Origin of the sequence: Pseudomonas sp. COW5 (assembly GCF_026240005.1) — a bacterium.
Taxonomy (GTDB): Bacteria; Pseudomonadota; Gammaproteobacteria; order Pseudomonadales; family Pseudomonadaceae; genus Aquipseudomonas; species Aquipseudomonas kribbensis.
Window position 1 is genome coordinate 5,373,036 of sequence record NZ_JAPHVP010000001.1, and the last position, 21,676, is coordinate 5,394,711.

Annotated in this window: 25 protein-coding genes; 13 read left to right on the top strand and 12 right to left on the bottom strand. The window is 58.1% G+C overall.

Features of this window, described 5'->3' with window-relative positions; all coding sequences use genetic code 11:
• Nucleotides 1-16: 16 nt before the first annotated feature.
• Together OQ248_RS24540 and OQ248_RS24545 are read right to left on the bottom strand one after the other, a co-directional pair.
• Nucleotides 17-193 carry a hypothetical protein gene (locus tag OQ248_RS24540; protein ID WP_265814342.1) on the bottom strand — a complete coding sequence of 59 codons (177 nt, stop codon included), beginning with the start codon at nucleotides 191-193 and terminating at the stop codon, nucleotides 17-19.
• A gap of 29 nt (nucleotides 194-222) precedes the next feature.
• Nucleotides 223-525, bottom strand: a complete 303-nt coding sequence (locus OQ248_RS24545) for a DUF1883 domain-containing protein (protein WP_039768744.1) — start codon at nucleotides 523-525, stop codon at nucleotides 223-225.
• Between the two features lie 212 nt (nucleotides 526-737).
• On the opposite strand from OQ248_RS24545, the gene OQ248_RS24550 reads away from it, so the two are divergent.
• Complete coding sequence (locus OQ248_RS24550; RefSeq protein ID WP_085710033.1) at nucleotides 738-1,094, top strand: hypothetical protein; 357 nt, start codon at nucleotides 738-740, stop codon at nucleotides 1,092-1,094.
• Nucleotides 1,095-1,166: 72 nt separating this feature from the next.
• Entirely contained in the window at nucleotides 1,167-1,397 is a 231-nt protein-coding gene (locus tag OQ248_RS24555) for a hypothetical protein (RefSeq protein WP_085710032.1), read from the top strand.
• Between the two features lie 3 nt (nucleotides 1,398-1,400).
• On the opposite strand, the gene OQ248_RS24560 is transcribed toward OQ248_RS24555, so the two are convergent.
• Together OQ248_RS24560 and OQ248_RS24565 are read right to left on the bottom strand one after the other, a co-directional pair.
• Nucleotides 1,401-1,697, bottom strand: a complete 297-nt coding sequence (locus OQ248_RS24560; RefSeq protein ID WP_085710031.1) for a hypothetical protein — start codon at nucleotides 1,695-1,697, stop codon at nucleotides 1,401-1,403.
• A 139-nt stretch (nucleotides 1,698-1,836) separates the two neighbouring features.
• On the bottom strand, nucleotides 1,837-2,025 hold the full coding sequence (locus tag OQ248_RS24565; protein ID WP_096821531.1) for a hypothetical protein: 189 nt from the start codon (nucleotides 2,023-2,025) through the stop codon (nucleotides 1,837-1,839).
• A 247-nt stretch (nucleotides 2,026-2,272) separates the two neighbouring features.
• Here OQ248_RS24565 and galU point away from each other — a divergent pair, with 247 nt between their 5' ends.
• Nucleotides 2,273-3,112: a UTP--glucose-1-phosphate uridylyltransferase GalU gene (gene galU, locus OQ248_RS24570; protein ID WP_119428247.1), complete on the top strand. Its 840-nt coding sequence runs from the start codon at nucleotides 2,273-2,275 to the stop codon at nucleotides 3,110-3,112.
• A gap of 129 nt (nucleotides 3,113-3,241) precedes the next feature.
• Nucleotides 3,242-4,600 (top strand): glutathione-disulfide reductase, encoded by a 1,359-nt coding sequence (gene gorA / locus OQ248_RS24575; protein WP_265814343.1) that lies wholly within the window; start codon nucleotides 3,242-3,244, stop codon nucleotides 4,598-4,600.
• On the opposite strand, the gene OQ248_RS24580 is transcribed toward gorA, so the two are convergent.
• Nucleotides 4,597-5,601, bottom strand: coding sequence for a DNA-binding protein (locus OQ248_RS24580; RefSeq protein ID WP_265814344.1), 1,005 nt, complete (start codon nucleotides 5,599-5,601; stop codon nucleotides 4,597-4,599). The genes gorA and OQ248_RS24580 overlap by 4 nt on opposite strands.
• Before the next feature lie 177 nt (nucleotides 5,602-5,778).
• Here OQ248_RS24580 and OQ248_RS24585 point away from each other — a divergent pair, with 177 nt between their 5' ends.
• The 3 genes from OQ248_RS24585 (at nucleotide 5,779) to ahpF (ending at nucleotide 9,110) form a co-directional block, all read left to right on the top strand.
• On the top strand, nucleotides 5,779-6,717 hold the full coding sequence (locus OQ248_RS24585; RefSeq protein ID WP_265814345.1) for a site-specific integrase: 939 nt from the start codon (nucleotides 5,779-5,781) through the stop codon (nucleotides 6,715-6,717).
• Between the two features lie 136 nt (nucleotides 6,718-6,853).
• A complete protein-coding gene (gene ahpC / locus OQ248_RS24590; RefSeq protein ID WP_003224621.1) occupies nucleotides 6,854-7,417 on the top strand; it encodes an alkyl hydroperoxide reductase subunit C in 564 nt (187 codons plus the stop codon).
• Between the two features lie 130 nt (nucleotides 7,418-7,547).
• Nucleotides 7,548-9,110, top strand: a complete 1,563-nt coding sequence (gene ahpF / locus OQ248_RS24595) for an alkyl hydroperoxide reductase subunit F (RefSeq protein ID WP_265814346.1) — start codon at nucleotides 7,548-7,550, stop codon at nucleotides 9,108-9,110.
• 61 nt (nucleotides 9,111-9,171) lie between these two features.
• Here ahpF and gloA read toward each other — a convergent pair whose 3' ends face one another.
• Nucleotides 9,172-9,693: a lactoylglutathione lyase gene (gene gloA / locus OQ248_RS24600; protein ID WP_065260490.1), complete on the bottom strand. Its 522-nt coding sequence runs from the start codon at nucleotides 9,691-9,693 to the stop codon at nucleotides 9,172-9,174.
• 142 nt (nucleotides 9,694-9,835) lie between these two features.
• Here gloA and OQ248_RS24605 point away from each other — a divergent pair, with 142 nt between their 5' ends.
• The gene (locus OQ248_RS24605) at nucleotides 9,836-10,354 is read left to right on the top strand and encodes a DUF4946 domain-containing protein (RefSeq protein ID WP_134827065.1); all 519 of its coding nucleotides are present in this window, start codon (nucleotides 9,836-9,838) and stop codon (nucleotides 10,352-10,354) included.
• A gap of 208 nt (nucleotides 10,355-10,562) precedes the next feature.
• Here the strand turns inward: OQ248_RS24605 and OQ248_RS24610 are convergent, their stop codons facing one another.
• The 3 genes from OQ248_RS24610 to OQ248_RS24620 all read right to left on the bottom strand — a co-directional run bounded on the left by OQ248_RS24610 (nucleotide 10,563) and on the right by OQ248_RS24620 (nucleotide 13,687).
• Nucleotides 10,563-10,928 carry a histone-like nucleoid-structuring protein, MvaT/MvaU family gene (locus OQ248_RS24610; protein ID WP_064381416.1) on the bottom strand — a complete coding sequence of 122 codons (366 nt, stop codon included), beginning with the start codon at nucleotides 10,926-10,928 and terminating at the stop codon, nucleotides 10,563-10,565.
• A 235-nt stretch (nucleotides 10,929-11,163) separates the two neighbouring features.
• Nucleotides 11,164-12,699 (bottom strand): EAL domain-containing protein, encoded by a 1,536-nt coding sequence (locus OQ248_RS24615; protein ID WP_265814347.1) that lies wholly within the window; start codon nucleotides 12,697-12,699, stop codon nucleotides 11,164-11,166.
• 115 nt (nucleotides 12,700-12,814) lie between these two features.
• Complete coding sequence (locus OQ248_RS24620; protein WP_265814348.1) at nucleotides 12,815-13,687, bottom strand: LysR family transcriptional regulator; 873 nt, start codon at nucleotides 13,685-13,687, stop codon at nucleotides 12,815-12,817.
• A gap of 77 nt (nucleotides 13,688-13,764) precedes the next feature.
• Between OQ248_RS24620 and OQ248_RS24625 the strand changes: the two genes are divergently transcribed.
• Both OQ248_RS24625 and hppD read left to right on the top strand, forming a co-directional pair.
• On the top strand, nucleotides 13,765-14,712 hold the full coding sequence (locus tag OQ248_RS24625) for a DMT family transporter (RefSeq protein WP_265814349.1): 948 nt from the start codon (nucleotides 13,765-13,767) through the stop codon (nucleotides 14,710-14,712).
• A gap of 246 nt (nucleotides 14,713-14,958) precedes the next feature.
• The gene (hppD, locus tag OQ248_RS24630) at nucleotides 14,959-16,035 is read left to right on the top strand and encodes a 4-hydroxyphenylpyruvate dioxygenase (protein WP_265814350.1); all 1,077 of its coding nucleotides are present in this window, start codon (nucleotides 14,959-14,961) and stop codon (nucleotides 16,033-16,035) included.
• Nucleotides 16,036-16,103: 68 nt separating this feature from the next.
• Here hppD and rarD read toward each other — a convergent pair whose 3' ends face one another.
• The 3 genes from rarD to OQ248_RS24645 form a co-directional block, all read right to left on the bottom strand.
• Nucleotides 16,104-16,985 (bottom strand): EamA family transporter RarD, encoded by an 882-nt coding sequence (gene rarD / locus OQ248_RS24635; protein ID WP_085710020.1) that lies wholly within the window; start codon nucleotides 16,983-16,985, stop codon nucleotides 16,104-16,106.
• Between the two features lie 283 nt (nucleotides 16,986-17,268).
• A complete protein-coding gene (locus OQ248_RS24640; protein WP_265814351.1) occupies nucleotides 17,269-18,282 on the bottom strand; it encodes an aldo/keto reductase in 1,014 nt (337 codons plus the stop codon).
• A gap of 69 nt (nucleotides 18,283-18,351) precedes the next feature.
• Nucleotides 18,352-19,251: a LysR family transcriptional regulator gene (locus OQ248_RS24645; protein ID WP_265814352.1), complete on the bottom strand. Its 900-nt coding sequence runs from the start codon at nucleotides 19,249-19,251 to the stop codon at nucleotides 18,352-18,354.
• Between the two features lie 97 nt (nucleotides 19,252-19,348).
• Between OQ248_RS24645 and OQ248_RS24650 the strand changes: the two genes are divergently transcribed.
• The 3 genes from OQ248_RS24650 (at nucleotide 19,349) to OQ248_RS24660 (ending at nucleotide 21,668) form a co-directional block, all read left to right on the top strand.
• Complete coding sequence (locus OQ248_RS24650; protein WP_265814353.1) at nucleotides 19,349-19,711, top strand: hypothetical protein; 363 nt, start codon at nucleotides 19,349-19,351, stop codon at nucleotides 19,709-19,711.
• 545 nt (nucleotides 19,712-20,256) lie between these two features.
• Nucleotides 20,257-20,628, top strand: a complete 372-nt coding sequence (locus tag OQ248_RS24655; RefSeq protein ID WP_265814354.1) for a DUF6124 family protein — start codon at nucleotides 20,257-20,259, stop codon at nucleotides 20,626-20,628.
• Nucleotides 20,629-20,798: 170 nt separating this feature from the next.
• Nucleotides 20,799-21,668: a hypothetical protein gene (locus OQ248_RS24660; RefSeq protein WP_265814355.1), complete on the top strand. Its 870-nt coding sequence runs from the start codon at nucleotides 20,799-20,801 to the stop codon at nucleotides 21,666-21,668.
• Nucleotides 21,669-21,676 lie beyond the last annotated feature (8 nt).

The following is a 21,676-nucleotide window of genomic DNA, read 5'->3' on the forward strand; positions in this document are numbered from 1 at the left end:
AATTGTCACCCGTGTCTTACAAGGCCTTGCTGACGCTGATATCGCTGATCACGTCGCCGTTCTGGCCGTGCAGGGCATCCAGTGCAGCCTTGGCCTCTTCCGGCGTGCCGTTTTCCAGCTGGGCGAATTCGAAGCGGCGCTCGCCGTTGAGTTTGTACTTGATGACGTATTTGGTCGTTTGAGCCACGGTCATGCTTACCTGATTGTATTGAGGGGGGGCGATCAGCTGAGTTTCGAGCTGGAACGACGGATGATCTTGATCGAGTGCGTCAGGGTCGGCTTGCGGGTCACGCTGATTGCGCGGCGGCTGACGGTGTCGATGGTGATGTTCCAGAAACCGGTGCTCGGCGCCGTGATGCGGGCCGGGAAGGTGTCGAACGCGCCGCCGTGGTAGGTGTGACGGCCGCCGTTCTTGAAGCTGCGGAAGTTGGCGTCGTTCATCAGGCGGATGTTGCAGGTTTGCGAGCATTGGATGACGACAATGTCGTCTTCGTTGAGGTGCTCGCGCTGGTGAATAAATTTCATGGGCGCCTCCAGAAGGGCTTTTTCTACAAAATCAAAACGATAGCAAGGTCGATTGGCGGCAGTTTATCAGTCCGGACAGGTTATTATCCGGCCGTCGGGCGCTGCTTTGACAATTAAAAACAGTTATTCGCGATTCCATGTGCGTTAAATGCAATGAGCCTCGGAGAAAATTGGCATTCGTGCTGTCCGACGGTCTTTATAGGAGATTCTGTATGAAGTGGGGTGTGGTCATTGTGCCGTTGGCATTGGCGATGGGTGGTTGCGCAAGCGTTTCGGAGATTAATGAAACGTTGCCGACCATGAACGTCATTTCCGGCAAGAAGCCCCACGAATATGCGCAGTGCCTGGCTGACAAGCTGGCGCAAAGCCGCGGGGCCCTGCAAATGGAGCCGCACAAGGACGGGGTTCGGGTGATCGTGCCGGGGAAATTGTCATCCGGCCCGGCGGCGGTGTTTGACATCGAGGATCGCTCCGGCGGCAGCAGTATCAAGTTGCATGAACGCATGTCCAATGTGCCGATACGTCCTCGGGATGTTCGCAATGCTGCCACGGTGTGCATTTCCGGCTGATAAACTGTCAGTCATCGGTATTGATGCCGTCCAGGTCACGCCTGGGCGGCATTGTCATTTCTGGAGATGTGCATGAAGCGGGAGCAGGTGCGCGAGCGCCATAAAGAAGGGCTGATTGCGGCCACGCATGTGATTCAGAACCCGGCGAATCCGGGTGAGTGGATCGTTTTTTTCAAGAAAAGCGCCGGGCGCAGTTATTTTCTGGTGGATGAAAACGACGAAGTCGAATCGTTTGGCCGTCTGGATGACCTGATTGAGGTCGTTCGCGGGCTGGGGATCAAGTTCGCCGAAATCCATATGTAGAACCTACTTGCAGACCACTACGACGCTGCGAGTCTTGTAATTACCGACGTCGACACCCAGAGTCTTGTCGCTTTCCTTCGGCGCAGGCGTCCCTTCCGTTCCAACTATGCGATAGCCGGTTCCGGCGCAGGAGGCATCGGCCTTTTCATAGCAACTGGCCCAGGAGTTGGCCTCGCCGGAGCAGTCAATGCTCAGGCCTTGTTCGCCATTGTTCAGATAAGTCGTTTCGGAAGTGGCGCAGCCGGCCAGGGCCAGAAGCGCAATCAGTGGCAGCATGCGGTGCAGGGTACGGGTGTTCATGGCGATGTCGTCTTCGGAAGGAGAGGGCTAGACGCTATGACAGCGCCGGTGCGAAAAGGTTATAGCGATTGGCCACATCTTTGTGTGCGGGCCAAAAAAAGCCCTGCGCAGTGGCAGGGCCGGGATTTGTGGTCGTCGATCAGTCCTGATCCTTGCCGCGACGCTTCGGTGCAGGAGGCGTGTAATCAAGCACCGCGGCTACTTCAATCGCCATCGCTTCAGTGGGCAATGGGCCGGACACATCTTCGCCGTTGGCGGCGGTGATATGCCACTGGCCATCTTTTGCCTTGGCGACGGTGTACCCGTTGATGATTTTTGCTGCGGACATCTAGCGGCCTCGTTGGCTGGTTCAAAGGCATCATGATAACGGGAAACGGGCGAGCAGGCGCGGGTCGATGCGGTGTTCCTGAATCTTTGGGCTACGCTGAATGCGCAGCTTCTGCGTGCGGATTGAACTATCCGCCAGAATATTTCTCTATGTTGACATCGGTTAGCCAGTGCGGGGCATTGTAAGGTGCACGCCGCCTGATTAGACTGCGCCGAAACTCGTACACACAGCCCTTTCAAGGACTTATATGATCAAGAAATGCTTGTTCCCAGCAGCCGGTTACGGTACTCGCTTCCTCCCAGCGACTAAGGCCATGCCCAAAGAAATGCTGCCGGTGGTAAACAAGCCACTGATCCAGTACGGCGTCGAAGAAGCTCTGGATGCTGGCCTGAACGAAATCTCCATCGTGACCGGCCGTGGCAAGCGCGCCCTGGAAGACCACTTCGACATCAGCTACGAGCTGGAAAACCAGATCAAGGGCACCGACAAGGAAAAATACCTGGTTGGTATCCGCAAGCTGTTGGACGAGTGCTCGTTCTCCTACACTCGCCAGACTGAAATGAAAGGCCTGGGTCACGCGATCCTGACCGGTCGTCCGCTGATCGGCGATGAGCCGTTCGCGGTAGTGCTGGCGGACGACCTGTGCGTCAACCTCGAAGGCGACGGCGTACTGACCCAGATGGTCAAGCTGTACAAGCAGTTCCGCTGCTCGATCATTGCCATTCAGGAAGTCGATCCGGCAGAGACCAGCAAGTACGGCGTTATCGCCGGCGAGATGATCCGTGACGACATCTACCGCGTACACAGCATGGTCGAGAAGCCAAAGCCGGAAGACGCGCCGTCGAACCTGGCGATCATCGGTCGTTACATCCTGACCCCGGACATCTTCGACCTGATCGAACAGACCGAGCCAGGCAAGGGTGGTGAAATCCAGATCACCGACGCCCTGATGAAGCAGGCCCAGAACGGCTGCGTGATGGCCTACAAGTTCAAGGGCAAGCGTTTCGACTGCGGTGGTGCCGAGGGTTACATCGAGGCAACCAACTTCTGCTTCGAAAACTTCTACAAGACCGGCAAGGCCTACTGATAGCGCCTGTTCTGCCTGTACGAAAAAGCCACCTTCGGGTGGCTTTTTCATTTTCCGCCCCTATATCGGCAGGAGTGCTTGCCCAAAGGACGACGGCGGGTATGCTGATCGCCTGCCGAGGAGAAAGAAATGGCCTACGATTTTGACCTTTATGTGATTGGTGCCGGTTCCGGCGGTGTACGGGCTGCGCGTTTTGCTGCCGGTTTCGGTGCGAAAGTGGCGGTGGCCGAGAGCCGATATCTGGGTGGCACCTGCGTCAATGTCGGCTGCGTGCCGAAGAAGCTGCTGGTGTACGGTGCGCATTTTGCCGAAGACTTTGAACAGTCGTCCGGTTTCGGCTGGAGCCTGGGCGAAGCGGACTTTGATTGGGCGACCCTGATCGCCAACAAGGATCGCGAGATCAATCGCCTTAACGGCATTTATCGCAATCTGCTGGTCAACAGTGGCGTGACCCTGCACGAAGCGCACGCGAAAATCGTTGGCCCGCATGAAGTCGAGGTCAACGGTGAGCGTTTCACTGCAAAAAACATTCTGATCGCCACGGGCGGCTGGCCGCAGATTCCGGAAATTCCGGGGCATGAGCATGCCATCAGCTCCAATCAGGCGTTCTTCCTCAAGGAACTGCCGAAGCGTGTCCTGGTCGTCGGCGGCGGTTACATCGCCGTCGAATTTGCCGGCATCTTCCATGGCCTGGGTGCGGATACCACGTTGCTGTATCGCGGTGATCTGTTCCTGCGCGGCTTCGACGGCTCGGTGCGCAAACACCTGCAGGAAGAGCTGACCAAGCGCGGCATGGATCTGCAGTTCAATGCCGATATCGAGCGGATCGAAAAGCAAGCCGATGGCAGTCTGAAGGCAACCCTCAAGGATGGTCGCGTACTGGAAGCGGATTGCGTGTTCTACGCCACTGGCCGGCGCCCGATGCTGGACAATCTCGGGCTGGAAAATACCGACGTGCAGCTCGACGACAAAGGTTTCATCAAGGTTGATGAGCAATACCAGACCACCGCGCCGTCAATTCTCGCGCTGGGCGATGTCATTGGCCGCGTTCAACTGACGCCGGTGGCGCTGGCTGAAGGCATGGCGGTGGCGCGACGCCTGTTCAAGCCGGAGCAATACCGACCGGTGGATTACAAGATGATCCCGACGGCTGTGTTCAGTCTGCCGAACATCGGCACCGTCGGATTGACCGAAGAAGAAGCGCGTGAAGCGGGTCACGATGTGGTGATCTTCGAAAGCCGCTTCCGTCCGATGAAGCTGACCCTGACCGAATGCCAGGAGCGCACGCTGATGAAGCTGGTGGTTGATGGCAAAACCGACAAGGTGCTGGGCTGCCACATGGTCGGGCCGGATGCCGGCGAGATCGTACAGGGCCTGGCCATCGCGCTGAAGGCTGGCGCCACCAAGCGTGACTTCGACGACACCATCGGGGTGCACCCGACGGCGGCCGAAGAGTTTGTCACCATGCGTACGCCGGTCGGAGATTAAGTCTTTTTCGGTTCTGCTGCGTCTGGCGCTGCCGCAACGGTGGTGGCCAGGCGCAGGCTGTCTTGCGCCTTGGTCAATTCCTTCTCCAATGACTGATTGAGCTGCGACTGCTCGTCGACGTTCTGCTTGAGTGTCTGACTTTCCAGCAGCGCCACGCGCAAGCGTTCCTGGAGGAGGGTGCGCTCGCTGTCGACGCGCGTTGCTTGCTCCAGCAATTGATCCTGACGCTGATTGCTGTGCTTGAGCTGATCCTGCAGCAGGCTAAGTTCACGCAGCGTGCCACGGTTTTCGGTCAGCAGGCGTTCGTTGTCACGGTGCAATTGAGTGATTTCGTCCTGACGAACCAGCGCACTTTGCTGCGCCTGACGCAACTCCATCTGCAATTGTTGAACCTGACTTTCGTGACGGCTCTGTTCCTGTTCGCGCTGTTCCTTGACGGCATTACGGTAGTGCTCAAGCGCGTCTCGGGCATGCAGGTGTTTTTCTTCCAGCGAGCGGATCTGCTCGTCCTTGTCTTGCAAGCGCAATTCGAAATCTGCCAGCGCCTGATTCAGGCCGGCATTGCGTGTCTGTTCGGTTTGCAGCATCGAGCGGGTGTCGCTCAAGGCTTCGGATTCTTTCGCTAGCGCTGCGCTCTGGATGTCGTGCTTCTTCTCCAGCTGCGCATGGTCCTGACGAAGCTGATTCAGCTCCGTTTCCAGCGCTTGGCGTTGTTGCTCGTACTGTTCGCGCGCCTGATCGATCGGCTCCTGTGCCTGTTCTTTCAGGCGTTGTGCGAGGCGCGTGACGAGTGCCAGGAGCTCGTCATCGATGGGTTCGGCCGAAGGATCCGCCGGTGCGCTGCCGTCATCCAGCTCCTTCAGATAGCGATGAATCGTGGTTTTTGATCCGGTATTCCCTAGCTCGATGCGTACTGCGTCGATGCTTGGGTGTTCGCCACGGGCGAGGATCGCTGAGCGCGCGATCTGGACTACTGCTTTGTTAACGCCGCCACGGGCCATATGTGCTCCTACGATTACGTACTGTGGTACATGCCACCAAGGTACGCAGTGTACCACGCTGAAAATAAAGTTAAATGTTTCAAGATAAACGGGCGGGATATACTGGTATTACCCAATGTGAAGCGCCAGAATCCGCTTTTCAATCTTCAAATCAGTACATCTGCGAGAAAACAGCCCATGAGCGATCTGGATCGCTATCTGCAAGCCGCCACCCGTGACAACACCCGCCGCAGTTACCGCGCGGCCGTCGAGCATTTCGAAACGGTATGGGGCGGGTTTCTGCCCGCGACGGCGGACAGCGTTGCGCGGTATCTGGTGGCTCACGCGGGCGTGCTGTCGGTCAATACGCTGAAGCTGCGCCTGTCGGCACTGGCGCAGTGGCATAACAGTCAAGGGTTCGCCGACCCGACCAAGACGCCGGTGGTGCGCAAAGTGTTCAAGGGCATCCGTGCGCTGCACCCCGCGCAGGAAAAACAGGCCGAGCCGTTACAGTTGCAGGACCTTGAACAGGCCGTTGCCTGGCTTGAGCAGGAAATGAAAGTTGCCCGGGAAAAACAGGACCGGCCGTTGCTGCTCAGAGCCTGTCGTGACCGGGCGCTGATTCTTCTCGGGTTCTGGCGCGGCTTTCGCAGTGACGAGTTGTGCCGGGTGCAGATCGAGCATGTCCAGGCCCACGCCGGCAGTGGCATCACCCTGTACCTGCCGCGCAGCAAGGGTGACCGGGAGAACCTCGGTCAGACCTATCAGGCCCCGGCGTTGCTGAAACTCTGCCCGGTGCAGGCCTACATCGACTGGATCACTGAAGCTGCGCTCGTACGCGGCCCGGTGTTTCGTGCTGTCGACCGCTGGGGCAATCTGAGCGAGGAGGGGTTGCACGCCAACAGTGTGATTCCGTTGCTGCGTCAGGCCCTGGAGCGCGGCGGGATAGCCGCCGAGCGCTACACAAGCCATTCGTTGCGGCGTGGCTTTGCCACCTGGGCCCATCAAAGCGGCTGGGATCTCAAGTCGCTGATGAGTTACGTGGGCTGGAAGGATATGAAGTCCGCGATGCGCTATGTTGAAGCGAGCCCCTTTCACGGGATGGCCCGGATTACGGATAAGCCGTTGTCGTCGTAGATATCGTTTTCTTCTATTAATACAGTCAGCTAATAGCGAAAACAAATCAGCAGCATCAGGTTTGCCAATGAGCCATCCGTCGAGTGAGTGGGTAGGATTCACCCATCGAATTCACAACCCTGACGGAGAGTCATCAATGCCTATCATCAACAGCCAAGTAAAACCGTTCAAAGCTACCGCGTTCAAAAACGGCGACTTCGTACAAGTCTCGGACGCTGACCTGAAAGGCAAATGGTCCGTAGTGTTCTTCTACCCGGCCGACTTCACCTTCGTTTGCCCAACCGAGCTGGAAGACCTGGCCGACAACTATGCTGCCTTCCAGAAACTGGGCGTAGAGATCTACAGCGTTTCGACTGACACCCACTTTGCCCACGCTGCCTGGCACAACACTTCGCCAGCCATCGGCAAAATCGAATACACCATGATTGGCGACCCGACCCACGTCATCTCCCGCAACTTCGACGTGCTGATCGAAGAAGCTGGCCTGGCAGACCGTGGCACCTTCGTGATCAACCCTGAAGGCCAGATCAAAATCGTTGAACTGAACGATGGCGGCGTTGGCCGTGACGCTTCCGAGCTGCTGCGCAAAATCAAGGCTGCTCAGTACGTTGCTGCTCACCCAGGCGAAGTTTGCCCGGCCAAGTGGAAAGAAGGCGAGGCCACTCTGGCTCCGTCCCTGGACCTGGTCGGCAAGATCTGAGTCTGTGAGACACGCAACACAGGGCGGGACTCCGCACCTACCTCAGTAAGCTGCACCGCCCACTAGAAAAGCCCGGGCGAGATTCGCTCGGGCTTTTTTTCGCCTCAAATAAAGTCAGGAGATCGCCCGTATGTTGGACGCCAATCTTAAAGCCCAGTTGAAATCGTACCTAGAACGGGTCACCCAGCCGATCGAGATCGTTGCCTCACTCGACGACGGTGCGAAATCCCGTGAAATGCTCGACTTGCTGAAAGACGTTGCCAGTCTTTCGCACCAGATTACTTTGATCGACAGCGGCGACGATGCGCGCAAACCGTCGTTCTCGATCAACCGCCCGGGTGCCGACATCAGCCTGCGTTTCGCCGGCATCCCGATGGGCCATGAATTCACTTCGCTGGTGCTGGCCCTGCTGCAAGTCGGTGGCCACCCTTCGAAGGCCAGTGTCGAAGTGATCGAACAGATCCGCTCGCTCAAGGGCGAGTTCAACTTCGAGACTTACTTCTCGCTGTCCTGCCAGAACTGCCCTGACGTGGTTCAGGCGCTGAACCTGATGGCCGTGCTGAACCCGAACATCCGCCACGTCGCCATCGACGGCGCGCTGTTCCAGGACGAAGTCAACGATCGCAAGATCATGGCCGTGCCGAGCATTTACCTGAACGGAGAAAACTTCGGTCAGGGCCGCATGGGCCTGGAAGAAATCCTCGCCAAGCTCGACACCGGTGCCATCGAGCGTCAGGCCGAGAAAATCAGCGCCAAAGAGTCTTTCGATGTACTGGTGGTCGGCGGTGGCCCGGCCGGTGGTTCGGCAGCTATTTATGCAGCACGTAAAGGCATTCGCACTGGCGTTGCGGCTGAGCGTTTCGGCGGTCAGGTGCTGGACACCATGGCTATCGAGAACTTCATTTCCGTGCAGGAAACCGAAGGCCCGAAGCTGGCAACCGCGCTGGAAGAACACGTCAAACAGTACGACGTCGACATCATGAACCTGCAACGCGCCGACAAGCTGATCCCGGGCAAAAACGGCGAGTTGCATGAAGTCCACTTCGCCAGCGGCGCGACCCTCAAGGCCAAGAGCGTGATTCTGGCGACCGGCGCACGGTGGCGAGAAATGAACGTGCCGGGCGAACAGGAATACCGCAACAAGGGCGTGGCTTACTGCCCGCACTGCGACGGTCCGCTGTTCAAAGGCAAGCGTGTGGCGGTGATTGGCGGCGGCAACTCCGGCGTCGAAGCGGCCATCGACCTGGCGGGTATCGTGTCCCACGTAACGCTGCTGGAATTTGATGTGCAGCTGCGTGCCGACGCCGTATTGCAACGCAAGCTGCACAGCCTGCCGAACGTAACCGTGATCACCAGTGCGTTGACCACTGAAGTCACCGGCGACGGGCAGAAGGTCAACGGCCTGCGTTACAAGGATCGCAACACTGACGAGCTGCGCACGGTCGAGCTGGAAGGGATCTTCGTGCAGATCGGTCTGCTACCCAACACCGATTGGCTCAAAGGCACCATCGAGCTGTCGCCGCGCGGCGAGATCATTGTCGACAACCGTGGTGAAACTTCGATCCCGGGTATCTTCGCTGCCGGTGACGTGACTACTGTGCCGTACAAGCAGATCGTGATTGCGGTGGGCGAGGGCGCCAAGGCTTCCCTCAGCGCTTTCGATCACCTGATCCGTACTTCGGCTCCGGCGTAAATCCCGGACCGAAAAAAGAAAAACCCCATCAGCGATGATGGGGTTTTTTTCTTTTCAGCGTTTACAGCGGCGCCGGCTGAATGATCTCGACCCAGTAGCCATCCGGGTCCTTGATGAAAGCCAGGCTTTTCATGCGGCCATCGGTCAGGCGTTTCTGGAAGTCGCAGCCCAGTTCTTCAAAGCGTGCGCAAGCCGCGACGATGTCAGGAACCGAAATGCAGATGTGGCCGAAACCGCGCGGGTCGGTGTTACCGTTGTGGTAGGCGAAATCGGCGTCGTTTTCGGTGCCGTGGTTGTGGGTCAGTTCAAGGATGCCGGGAATCGACTTCATCCACTCGGTGCGCGCAGCGGCATCGGCCGGGATCTGCGACTTGTCGACCAGGGCGAGGAAGTACAGGCTGAATTCCGCTTCCGGGAAATCGCGTTTTTCAACCAGCGAGAAACCCAGCACGCGGGTGTAGAAGTCCAGCGACTTGGTGATGTCTTTGACGCGCAGCATGGTGTGGTTGAACACGAAGTTGCGGGTTGCGCTGTCCGGGGTGGCGGTGACGCCAGGGAAGGTGTTCAGTTCTTGCAGGCTCATGGGCCCTCCGTAACAAATTGGGGCGAGTGAATGGGCGCAATGATACGCATGCCTTGCGGCATCGCCAAACCGAAAGCGCGGGCTTGCCCTGCAAGCGGGCGAGCCTCAGACTTTACGGTTCAATCCGCGAGTGCCTCTGGTAATGATCCGACCGTTCAAATCGCTGTTCGTTTTCTTCGGCTTGTCCCTCATCGCCGCTTCGGCCTGCGCTGATGCGCCGAGCATTACCTGGCCTGCGGGTTGGCAAGTCGAAGCGCTGCCCGAAACCACGCCGGAAGTTTCCCGTCAGCGGGCGGTGAAGACCGATGCCGATGGCAATCAGGTGATGGTGATGGAGTTGACGATGACGCGTGTGGAAACGGGTCATCAGGTCAATCTGCAAGGCGTGTTGCTGGAGATGCGCAAGTCGGTGCAGAAGGACTTTTTCCAGGGCGGTTATCAGAGTGTCTGTAACAAGGTTCATTCGAGCACACTTGGCTCACTCGCGGCGCTCGAGACCACTTGTACCGTCACCGAAAACGGTCGTCATGTGCTGTCACAAACATTGGTTGCTGCAGTTGAGGCAGACAAGGCCTATGTACTTTCGTATGCCGGGCAAGCCGAGGTTTACAAGGCCAGCGCCGATGAAATAGTGGCGGCAAGAAACAGCTTGAAATTTTAGTCAGCTGTTCGGTGATCCGCAGCCCGTTAGATACCTGAAGTGATTAAATACAAAGTTGCTCGCCCTGCGAAGACGCAACATCCGGAAGCATAGTTCCAGTGCAAGAGGCTGTTTGGCTGTGAACTTTCGAGACGGGAAATTGTTGCATTTGTTAGATATTGTCCAAAAAAAAGCCCTGCATCTGCAGGGCTTTTATGTTTGCGGAGGATTAACCGCGCAACCAGGAATCAACGGTGGCTGCACCGTATTGTTCCTTCCAGGCCTTCAGGCCGCGATGGTTGCCACCCTTGGTCTCGATCAGCTCGCCGGTGTGCGGGTTCTGATAGACCTTGACCACGCGGGCGCGGCGGGTCTTAGGTGCTGCGGTCAGTTGCAGACCGGATTTGGCCGGGTTCGGATCGAGGATGGCGATGATGTCTTTCAGGCCTTTGCCGTAGGTTTTCATCAGCCCCTGGAGCTTTTCTTCGAATTCGATTTCTTTCTTGAGCCCGGCATCGTTCTTCAGCGATTCCAGCTGCTTGAGCTGTTCCTGAAGGGCCTTTTCAGCTGCACGAAATTCAGCGAGTCTGGACAATATCTTTACTCCAATAGTGTGTTTGGCTGATACCAACCGCAAACAAAGCTATAAGCCAAGAGCCTTGAAGCGACTCGGTGATAGTGGCTCACCTGCCAATCTAGCAACAGGTAAGAAAAATTGTAGTAGTTAATGCGTCAAGAGTAAATCCTGACGTTTTCTTTATGTAAAAACAGCGATGTCTTGTATCAATTTGGTGCGAACGGTCTGAGCCCCTCGGTTTTATCGCGTTTAGTTAATGGTGAGTTAATGCATCGATGAAGTCTGGGGCCGGCATCGGTTTGCCAAACAGATAGCCTTGCAGAAAGTTGACGTGATGGGCGGCCAGATAATCGGCCTGGGCCTGTGTTTCCACGCCTTCGGCCACAATGCCCAGATCCAGTTTGGCGGAGAGTTCGATGATGCTGTCCAGAATGTGTCGGGACAGGGCGTCCTTATCAATCATGGCGACGAATGTCTGGTCGATCTTCAGGAAGTCGACATTGAATGTTCTCAAATAGCCCAGGCTCGAATGACCGGTGCCGAAGTCGTCGATGGCGATCTTCACACCCATGGCGCGCAGTTGTGCAAACAGCTGATGGGTGATGTCGGTGGGCTCGATCAACTCGCGCTCCGTCAACTCCAGGACCAGGCTGATGCTGCCGGGAGCGAATGCCGCCAGAAACTCGCGGCAGTCTTCCAGCAACTCGAGATCGTGGCAGTGACTGGCCGTAATGTTGATACCGATGTGGAAGGGGGCCTCGAAGGAAGCCGACAGCGGCCCGAGCACCACGGCGGTCTGCTGCATCAATGAACGGGTCATCGGTACGATCAGCCCGGAATGTTCTGCGAACGGTATGAACAGGTCCGGGCGCACCAGGCCTTCCTTGGGATGATTCCAGCGCATCAGCACCTCGCAGCCCGACCAGCGTTTGCTGTCGCCGTAGACCACCGGTTGGAAGTAGGGAATGAACTCTCCGGCTTCCAGCGCGCGCAGCATTTCGTGACTGGGGGATGTTGCGCGGTTCTGCACGATATAACCGATTGCCCCCGACACCGCCCCAAAGAAAATCAACAGGCTGAACAGCGGCGGGTATTCGTCGCTCATGTAGTTCCAGGTTTCATCTTCAGGGAAACCGGCGCTCACCGTGTAGGCATAGTGCGGAGAGTTCAACGTGCTCTGGGCTACCGGCAACTCGGGGAGGGGGCCTTGATGCACTTTGCCGTCGGCCGAAAGCCAGTTATTGCCGACCTGCAGCAATAACAATGTCTGCCGGCCGATCAGGCGCAGGATATTGCTCAGGTGGTAGCCGTCCAGCGTCGTCAGCGCACCGCCCCGGCCCTCGCTCAGTCGATACACCAGCAGCGCCGTATCAGGCGTAACCGGGTTGCCGTTCATGAGCCATAACTTGCCTTGGGTGTAGTCCCCCGGATTGACGGCTTCCTTGAAGTCGCCGAACAACGAACTGCAATAGAGGTTGTTGTCCCACACCAGATTGGTCGAACGCACGAACGGGCGGCGGGTGACTTGTTCGCGCAGGGCCAGTTTGACGTCCTCGCAGGTCTGGCCCGCCAGCGGCAGCAATTCCCGGGCGGACTGCGCGGTGTTGTCGAGCATCAGGTCGAACTGGCGCAAGGCTTCCTCGGCGGTTTGCCGGGAGCTCTGCTCCAGCGTGCGCTCGGCCTGCATATGCAGAATGACCGTGCCGATGATGATCGGCAGCAAACCGCACAGCAGCGTCACGATGATTCGGGTGCTGCGTTTGCGGCGGGGCCTGGCGGTCAGAGGCATGGGCGCATCCTGTTGCGGTGGTGTGGGGCTCTCGACGGCAGGCGGGGCAAGGATGCACCTTCTGGAAAGCGTTGGGTCTGTGCCCATGATAGATGGCCGTTGGCGCTTGCGCCGCTCAGCGGTAATCCAGTGCAGTCGCCAGTTTGATGAAAGCCAGAGTGGCGGGTGATGCCTGGCGCTGATCCAGCACGGCCAGGCCGATGTGGCGCACCACGGCGGGCGACAGTGGCCGCTTCACGTATTGCGGGTTTGGCTCGTCGGGCAGCGAACCTTCGGCAACGAGGGTGATGGCGTCGCCCCGGCTCACGGTGTCGAGGGTGCTCAGCAGTTGCGAGCAGCGGTAGCGGGTATTCGGGCTCAGCCTTGCCGCGTTGAACAGTCGCGATACCAGCTCCGAAGAGCCGGCTTCGGTGAGTACAAACGGGTCGCTGCACAGGTCTTTCAGGCTCAGTTCCACCTGCGAGGCCAGAGGATGGTCGAGCGGGAGCAGGGCGACCATCTGGTCTTCCATCAGGGCGAACGTATCGAAGCGTTCTTCGGGCAATACCACGAAACCGATGTCGATCCGCCGCTCATCAAGCCACTGGAGCACCTGCCGGTCCGGCCCTTCGTCGATGTGAACCTCGATGCCCGGGTGCGCCTGGCGGAAATGCTGGAGGATCCGCGGCAGCAACCTGATCGATGAAGTCGGGCCGAACGAGCCGATACGCAAGGTGCCGCTTTTCAACCCGCGCGCGTCGGCGGCTTCCTGGCGCAATGTGTTGGCCAGCCCGAGCATCGCCCGTGCGCGCAGCAGCAATTGCCCGCCAATGTCGCTGAGTTCCACTTGCGACTGATTTCGGCGAAACAATTCGACACCCAGTTCCTGCTCCAGTGACTTCAAGGCATGGGACACCGCTGACTGGGAAATCCCCAGACGATGGGCGGCGAGGGTGAAGCCGCGCAGTTCGGCCACCAGAGAGAAGATTTCGAGCTGGGTCAAAGTCATGAGTAAAAGCTCATTTTACGATGATCGACAATTATTCGAATGATACGGCATCCGTCAGTTTCGTCGTCGAGCGCGTTATGAATAGTCATGTATCAATCCGTCCGGTGGCCTCGGACATGCCCGTCTATGTGAACCTCGCCATGGTCAGCATGATCTGGGGCGGGACCTGGGTGGCCGGGCGATTTCTCGCCGGCAGCCTGAGTCCGATCCTCGCCGCCAGCCTCCGGTTCTTGCTGGCCAGCGTCGCGTTGCTCGGTTTTCTGTGGCTGGCGCGAATTCCCCTCGCAAGGCCGAATGCGGGGCAATGGCTGCAACTGGCATTGCTGGGGTTCTTCGGGATTTTCTTTTACAACCTGTGCTTCTTTTACGGCTTGCAATACATCAATGCGTCGAGGGCTTCTCTGATTGTTGCGTTGAATCCGGCGGTGATCGGCCTGGCATCCTGGCTGCTGTTCAAGGAGCGTCTGAGTCGATTGAAAGTCATCGGAATCCTGATCTGCATCGGCGGCGCCGGTGTGGTGATCGTCAGCCGTAATCCGCAACTGCTGGCTGCGACACCAGATGCCTGGATCGGCGATCTGCTGATTTTCGGCTGCGTGTTGAGCTGGGGTGTGTATTCGTTGTTTTCCCGCCGCCTCAACCAGAGCATCGGCCCGTTGCAGACGGTGACCTTTTCGATACTGCTCGGCACGCTGATGCTTTGGGCGCTGGCCGCCGTTCGCGGCGAAGTGAGCGGGGCGGCGGTGGCCAATCTCGGGATGACGCAATGGCTGAGTCTGACCTACCTCGGGGTGTTGGGCTCGGCGCTGGCCTATATCGGTTACTACGACGGCATCCGCAAGATCGGCGCGACCCGCTCCGGCGTGTTCATTGCGCTTAACCCGCTGACCGCCGTGCTGGCCGGGGCCATCCTGCTGGGCGAGCAACTGACGCTGCCCATGTGCCTGGGTGGCGTGCTGATTCTGGTGGGCATCTGGCTGTGTAACAAACCCCTTGCACCGGGCCGAAAAAAGCGGATTTTATAGAGAGGGCAGACAACCCTATTTACGCTGTGTAGAATCGGGTTACGCATACAATAATAATCGTCTTCTGGCAGCAGAAGCCTCGCCCGCAAGAGCCTTGGGTCGACAATGAAGATATTCGGGTTTCAACTGATCTACGGTGACTTTCTCGCCCGCAGTGTGCGTGGCATCTCCTGTGCGCCACCCACCGGTCTCAGCATTACTGACAAATAACTCTGGTTAATTGATAAGAATGATGAGGCGCCAACCATGGCAGATTTATACGAAAACCCAATGGGCCTGATGGGCTTCGAGTTCATCGAGTTCGCATCGCCGACACCTGGCACCCTGGAGCCGATCTTCGAGATCATGGGCTTCACCAAGGTCGCGACCCACCGTTCCAAGAACGTGCACCTGTATCGTCAGGGCGCGATCAACCTGATCCTCAACAACGAACCCCACAGCGTTGCTTCGTACTTCGCGGCTGAACACGGCCCGTCGGTGTGCGGCATGGCGTTCCGGGTCAAGGATTCGCAGAAGGCCTACAACCGTGCGCTGGAACTCGGCGCCCAGCCGATCCACATCGAAACCGGCCCGATGGAACTGAACCTGCCGGCGATCAAAGGCATCGGCGGCGCGCCGCTGTACCTGATCGACCGTTTCGGCGAAGGCAGCTCGATCTATGACATCGACTTCGTGTTCATCGAAGGCGTTGACCGTAACCCGGTCGGTGCCGGCCTGAAGATCATCGATCACCTGACCCACAACGTGTATCGCGGCCGCATGGCCTACTGGGCCAAGTTCTACGAAACGCTGTTCAACTTCCGCGAGATCCGCTACTTCGACATCAAGGGCGAATATACCGGCCTGACCTCGAAAGCGATGACCGCGCCGGACGGCATGATCCGCATCCCGCTCAACGAAGAATCGTCGAAGGGCGCCGGGCAGATCGAAGAGTTCCTGATGCAGTTCAACGGCGAAGGCATCCAGCACGTTGCCTTCCTGACTGACGACCTGATCAAGACCTGGGATCAGTTGAAGACGATCGGCATGCGCTTCATGACCGCGCCGCCGGACACCTACTACGAAATGCTCGAAGGCCGCCTGCCGAACCACGGCGAGCCGGTGGATCAACTGCAATCGCGCGGCATCCTGCTTGATGGCGCATCGGACAAAGACGACAAGCGTCTGCTGCTGCAGATCTTCTCGGAAACCCTGATGGGCCCGGTGTTCTTCGAATTCATCCAGCGTAAAGGCGACGATGGTTTCGGCGAGGGCAACTTCAAGGCACTGTTCGAATCGATCGAGCGTGACCAGGTGCGTCGTGGCGTACTCGCCACCGAGTAATCCGCATCAGATGTAAAAAAGCCCGGCCTGCAATTAATTGTGCAGGCCGGGCTTTTTTATTGCGCGTCTTACGGGCGCCGCTGGCGCATCAGATGCTTGAACCCTTCAAACACCAGCACCACCACCGCGAGCCAGATCGGGATGTAGGTCAGCCATTCGCCAGGCTTGATGCTCTCGCCCAGCAGCAGCGCCACACCCAGCAGCAACACTGGCTCTACGTAACTCAACAAACCAAACAGGCTGAACGGCAGCAAGCGGCTGGCGATGATGTACACCACCAGCGCCGACGCACTGATCAGACCGAGCAGCGGAATCAGCCACGCCAGCGCCGGATACTGATCGAACACACCGAAACCCTGTTCACCGCCGCGCACAAACCAGTACGCCACCGGCAGCATCAGCGTCATGTCGACCCACAAGCCGCCGAGGTTGTCGGTCTTGAGGTATTTGCGCAGCACGAAATACAACGGGTAACCGACGACCACCACCAGCGTCGCCCAGGAAAACCCGCCGACCTGATACAACTCGTTCAACACGCCGAGGCTGGCAAAGAACACCGCGATTTTCTGCAGGTACGACAGACTTTCGCCATAAGCAATACGCCCTGTCAGCACCATGGCCAGCGGCAACAGGAAGTAACCCAGCGATACATCGAGGCTGTAGCCATTGAGCGGCGCCCACATGAACAGCCACAACTGCACGCCGAGTAGCGCTGACGAGAGGATCAGGCCACCGATCAGCTTCGGCAGCGCAGGGATCCGGCGCAGCAGCTCCAGCACCCGCCGCCATTCGCCGGACAACAACATGAACACGGTCATGCAGGGCACGGTCAGCAGCATTCGCCAACCGTAGATTTCCACGCCGCTCAACGGGGTGAGCAACGAGGTGTAGTAATACATGACGGCAAACAGCGTCGAGGCTGTTACCGAGAGAGCGATACCTTTAGACAAACTGTCCTCGCGGGGGTGATGGTCAAACGGGGCGCGCAGGATACGTGGTTTTTGTGCTGAATATTGGCCGAGTGATCAATATTTCCAACAATCAAAAGCTCCCTCACCCCAGCCCTCTCCCGGAGGGAGAGGGAGCCGACCGAGGTGTCTCAAGAAATCCGTCGACCTGAAAAGGCCAGTCGATTATGGATTCACCACGAAACCTTCAGGCAAAAGCTTAGCTTCAATATTCCCCAATCGGTTCCCTCTCCCTCCGGGAGAGGGCTAGCGTGAGGGGGCGATCTCACGCCTGGCGCAGTTTCCGACCCGACACAAAATGGCTCACATCATTAAACCCCGGCGTAGACGCATGCCCCGGCGTCACCAGCGAGTCGATAAACGCCTCATCCTCCGCCGTAATCTTCACCGCCTGCGCCTTGGTGTACGCGTCCCACTGTTCTTCCGTACGCGGCCCGACAATCGCCGACGTCACCGCGCCGTTGTTCAGCACCCAGGCAATCGCAAACTCGACAATCCCGACTCCACGCTCCTTGGTGTATTGCTGAATCTGCTGGGCAATGCGCAACGACTCCACCCGCCATTCAGTCTCCAGAATCCGTTTGTCCTGACGCCCTGCACGGCTGTTGGCGTCCGGGGTCACGTCCGGTGCGTACTTGCCGCTGAGCACGCCACGGGCCAGCGGGCTGTAAGGCACCACGCCGAGGCCGTAAGTCTGGGCGGCGGTGATCTGTTCGGTCTCGGCCTGACGGTTGACGATGTTGTACAGCGGCTGGCTGATCACCGGGCGATCAACCCCGAGTTTGTCCGCCACGCGAATCACCTCGGCAATCCGCCAGCCGCGATAGTTCGACAGGCCCCAATAACGGATCTTGCCCTGGCGAATCAGATCGCCAATCGCCGAGATCGTCACTTCCAGCGGGGTGTTGTGGTCTTCGCGGTGCAGGTAATAGATGTCGAGGTAGTCGGTGCCGAGCCGGGTCAGGCTGGCCTCCAGACCGTTGAAGACATGCTTGCGACTCAGACCGCTGCGGTTCGGCACGCCATCCACCGGGCCGAATCCGACCTTGGTTGCCAGCACCCACTCATGGCGATGACGGGCGATGGCTTCGCCGACGATCTCTTCCGAACGGCCATTGGTGTAGACGTCGGCGGTATCGATGAAGTTGATGCCCTGATCCCAGGCCTTGTCGATGATGCGCAGCGAATCTTCCGCGCTGGTCTGCTCGCCGAACATCATCGTGCCGAGGGTGAGGGTGGACACCTGCAACCCCGAGTGACCCAGTGTGCGATAGCTCATGCCGAAATCCTTTTGTCGGTGGGAAAGCTTCCATCAAATACCAGAAGCATCCGGCGCGGCAAAGTGAATTTATCGGCGCAATGCCTCGCAGCGCTCGCGCAAAAACGCCTGCAACACCTTGACCCGTTCCGACACCTGCACCCGGTGCGGGCACAGCAGGTTGAACGGCACGCTCTCGCCGTGCCAGTCATCGAACAGCGTCACCAGCCGCCCGGCGCGCACGTCTTCAGCCACGTCGAGCCAGGCTTTATAGGCGATACCGTGCCCGGCCAGCGCCCAGCGGCGGGCGACTTCGCCGTCGTCGCTGAGGTAATCGCCGCGTACTTCGACCTCGACCGTTTCGTCTTCGCGATGGAAGCGCCAGGTGTTGTAAGGCCGGCCATTGCGCAGGTAGAGCAGGGCGCTGTGCTCGCTCAAATCGGCGGGGTTTTGCGGTGTGCCGTGACGCTCCAGATACGCAGGGCTGGCGCAGGCCACGCGACGATGCTCAGGCAGAATCGGCAACGCCACCAGCGTCGAATCACTCGGCACGCCAAAGCGCAACGCCACGTCCACCGTCTCGCGAAACAGATCCGCATGTCGGTCGTTCAGCAACAATTGCAGCTGAATGTTCGGGTGCTCGCGCTTGAAGTCGTCCAGCCACGGCAGCAACACATTGCGCCCGAAGTCCGACGGCGCCGCCAGTTGCAGCACGCCGCTCAGGCCTTCGGTCTGCTGCTTCAGCGCTTGTTCGCCCTCGGCCAGGGTGGCCAACGCCAGACGCACACTTTCCAGATATCGCCGGCCTTCTTCGGTCAGACGCATGCTGCGGGTCGAGCGGGCGAAGAGGCGGATGCCGAGGCGGGTTTCCAGGCGTTTCAACGCGATGCTGGCGGCGGCCGGCGTCAGCTCTAGCGCCCGGGCGGCGGCGGAGATGCTGCCGGAGTCGGCGGTGCGGACGAAGATCTCAAGATCCAGAATCGAGCTCATTGGTAAAAATCCTTTAAAGATCCTTGGCGTTTTGCGGGATTTTTCCGGGATTGGCAAGCGCGGATACTGAAATCCTGAATAACCGCAGGAGACAGACATGACGTGGACATTTGATCATCTGGCCTTCAACACCGCTGACGGGCAGACGCTGCAAGACACTTTCGATGCGTTATTGGGACTGAAACCGGGACGTCGTCCGCCGTTTCCGTTTCCCGGGCGGTGGTTGTATCAGGATGGGCAGGCGCTTGTGCATGTGATTGAGCAGCCCGCGCTGGATGAGTCGGCGTTGAGTCATATTGCGTTTCGTACCGATGAAGATGCAGCGGTGATTTTGAAGCGGGTGCAGGGCAGTGGGTTGCCGCATCAGGTGGCGCAGGTGCCGGAGGACGGGATCTGGCAGATTTTTGTGCAGATGCCGGGGGGATTGGTTTTGGAGCTGGATGCGAAATCGGGCACTTAAAATCAAGAGCGCCCTCACCCTAACCCTCTCCCGGAGGGAGAGGGGACTGACCGAGGTGTTCTCACGAAGTACTTCGACCTGAAATATCGAGTCGAACTTCGATTTTGAAAAGCACCGAGATCGGCTCCCTTTCCCCCTCGCCCCCCTGGGGGAGAGGGTTGGGGTGAGGGGGTAGGTTCTCATCGACGCCGCAGTGTTTAAGCCATGCGTTTAAAGGACACTTCCAGACACGCACCCCAGGCTACACAACCTTGCGCCGTTGCCTACGACTGCGCCAGAATCCGCCGGCTTGTGCGCTTACAGGCCGGGTTTTATCGTTATCTCGTCGCTGAAAAGAACAGCGATCGGGTTTGGTAGCCCGGGTCTTTAAATGCAGAGTGCTCCATTTTGTGGAGTCTTTTGTCTCTGTTTTATGGTGGTCATTCGCAGGGCACCTCCGGGTGCGCCGTTTCTCCTAAGGCCCGGTCTACCAACCTGCGTCTGGCCACCACCATCGTTTGGTAGCGAGAGTGGTGGCTCCATATAAGTGCCTTAGGAGTTTCACCATGATCAAACCAACACCCAACCCACCCGAAGCCGATTCAACGTCCCCCTACGAAACCCTCGACTCCAAGAAATTCCACGAAGCCGCCGAACGCGCCCTCGATCACTACCTCAATCCGCTGCTCCCCAGAAAACCGCTGCTCAAACCCAACACCCGCTACCTCATCGCCCCCGGCATCCCGAGCGAAGAGCTGCTGGCCGACGCCTGCGAAACCCTGACCTCCGCCAAAACCATGGCCAGCGATTTCGCCGGGATGATCGATGCGCCGCAGCGGCATGTACTGCTGGGCATCGGGCAACTGATCATGCTGGCGGAACTGGCGGTAAATCGGGTGCTGGATAATCTGGAGGTGGCGGCGGGTTCGGCTGTCTGATGCGTTGAAAAAGAAACGGCCTGCGGGCCGTTTTTCTATGTAGAAAAAAGGGTGAATCAATCATGACCGCTTGTCGCTACTGTCAAAGTTGACAGTAGTGGGGCGCTCGGCAATTGACGTTTGATGGCATAGCCCACGCGGCATTGGCCCGATCAACGAAGGAGCGTCCCTTGAGTACCCAAAAACCGTTTTCTACGGGTTCCACGCCGTATTCCGACGGACTTCCGATCCCACCTGGCGTCATTCCCCCCACCACTGAAATCGAAATCAGCGGAAGCGGAGCGGTGGGAGTTTCATTCCAAAATCCGTTCTTTACTTACTGCACGACTTATCCCGGCGGATCCCCGATCCCGTCGGGCACCAAAACCCCCTCCACTGGAGTCGAGTTCGGCGGAAGTGGGCCGGCGGGTGTTCCATTTGTGATCACGGATAACGGTTCGGTAGTGGCCAGTGGTGTGTTCAATCAAAGCAGTGCGTTCGTCCAGCAGTTGGTAAACCTGTCTCAAGGGCCTCATCGCTTTGAACTACGGGGAAATGCCAGTTTGCCGGCGACAGACGTCTGGACTCTGACTGTGGAGTCCGTCGTACCTGCAAGAAGTGAAGATTTTAACAATGTACCCATCGCCATCTATCCACAGTTGCTTACGACGCCTGGACTCAAGATAGCTGTAACTTCCGGGGCACATGGCGTGGGGGTATATTCCACGCCTGCCAATGAAGTTCCTTTGCTTCCAGGCAAGATCGATGGGAGGGCGGCTGTGTTACTGACAAACGGAGGCGCAACGGGCGTTTTCAGATGTGATTTATCAGTCCCGACGAACACAATCGCCTTCTATTACTCGCGAGTTTTGTTTTCAGGCGGATCGGTCGTCTTCTATGACCGTTTGCAAAATATGATTCAAACACTACCTCTTCAAGTGACAGGGCCGTATGACTCCCCAATAGCACATCCAATGGTTTTTAATGCTAGAGATATATCCCGATGTGACATTGTTACTCCGCGCAACAACGCCATTGTTGTAGATAATTTCACATTCTAGGGCCGCGG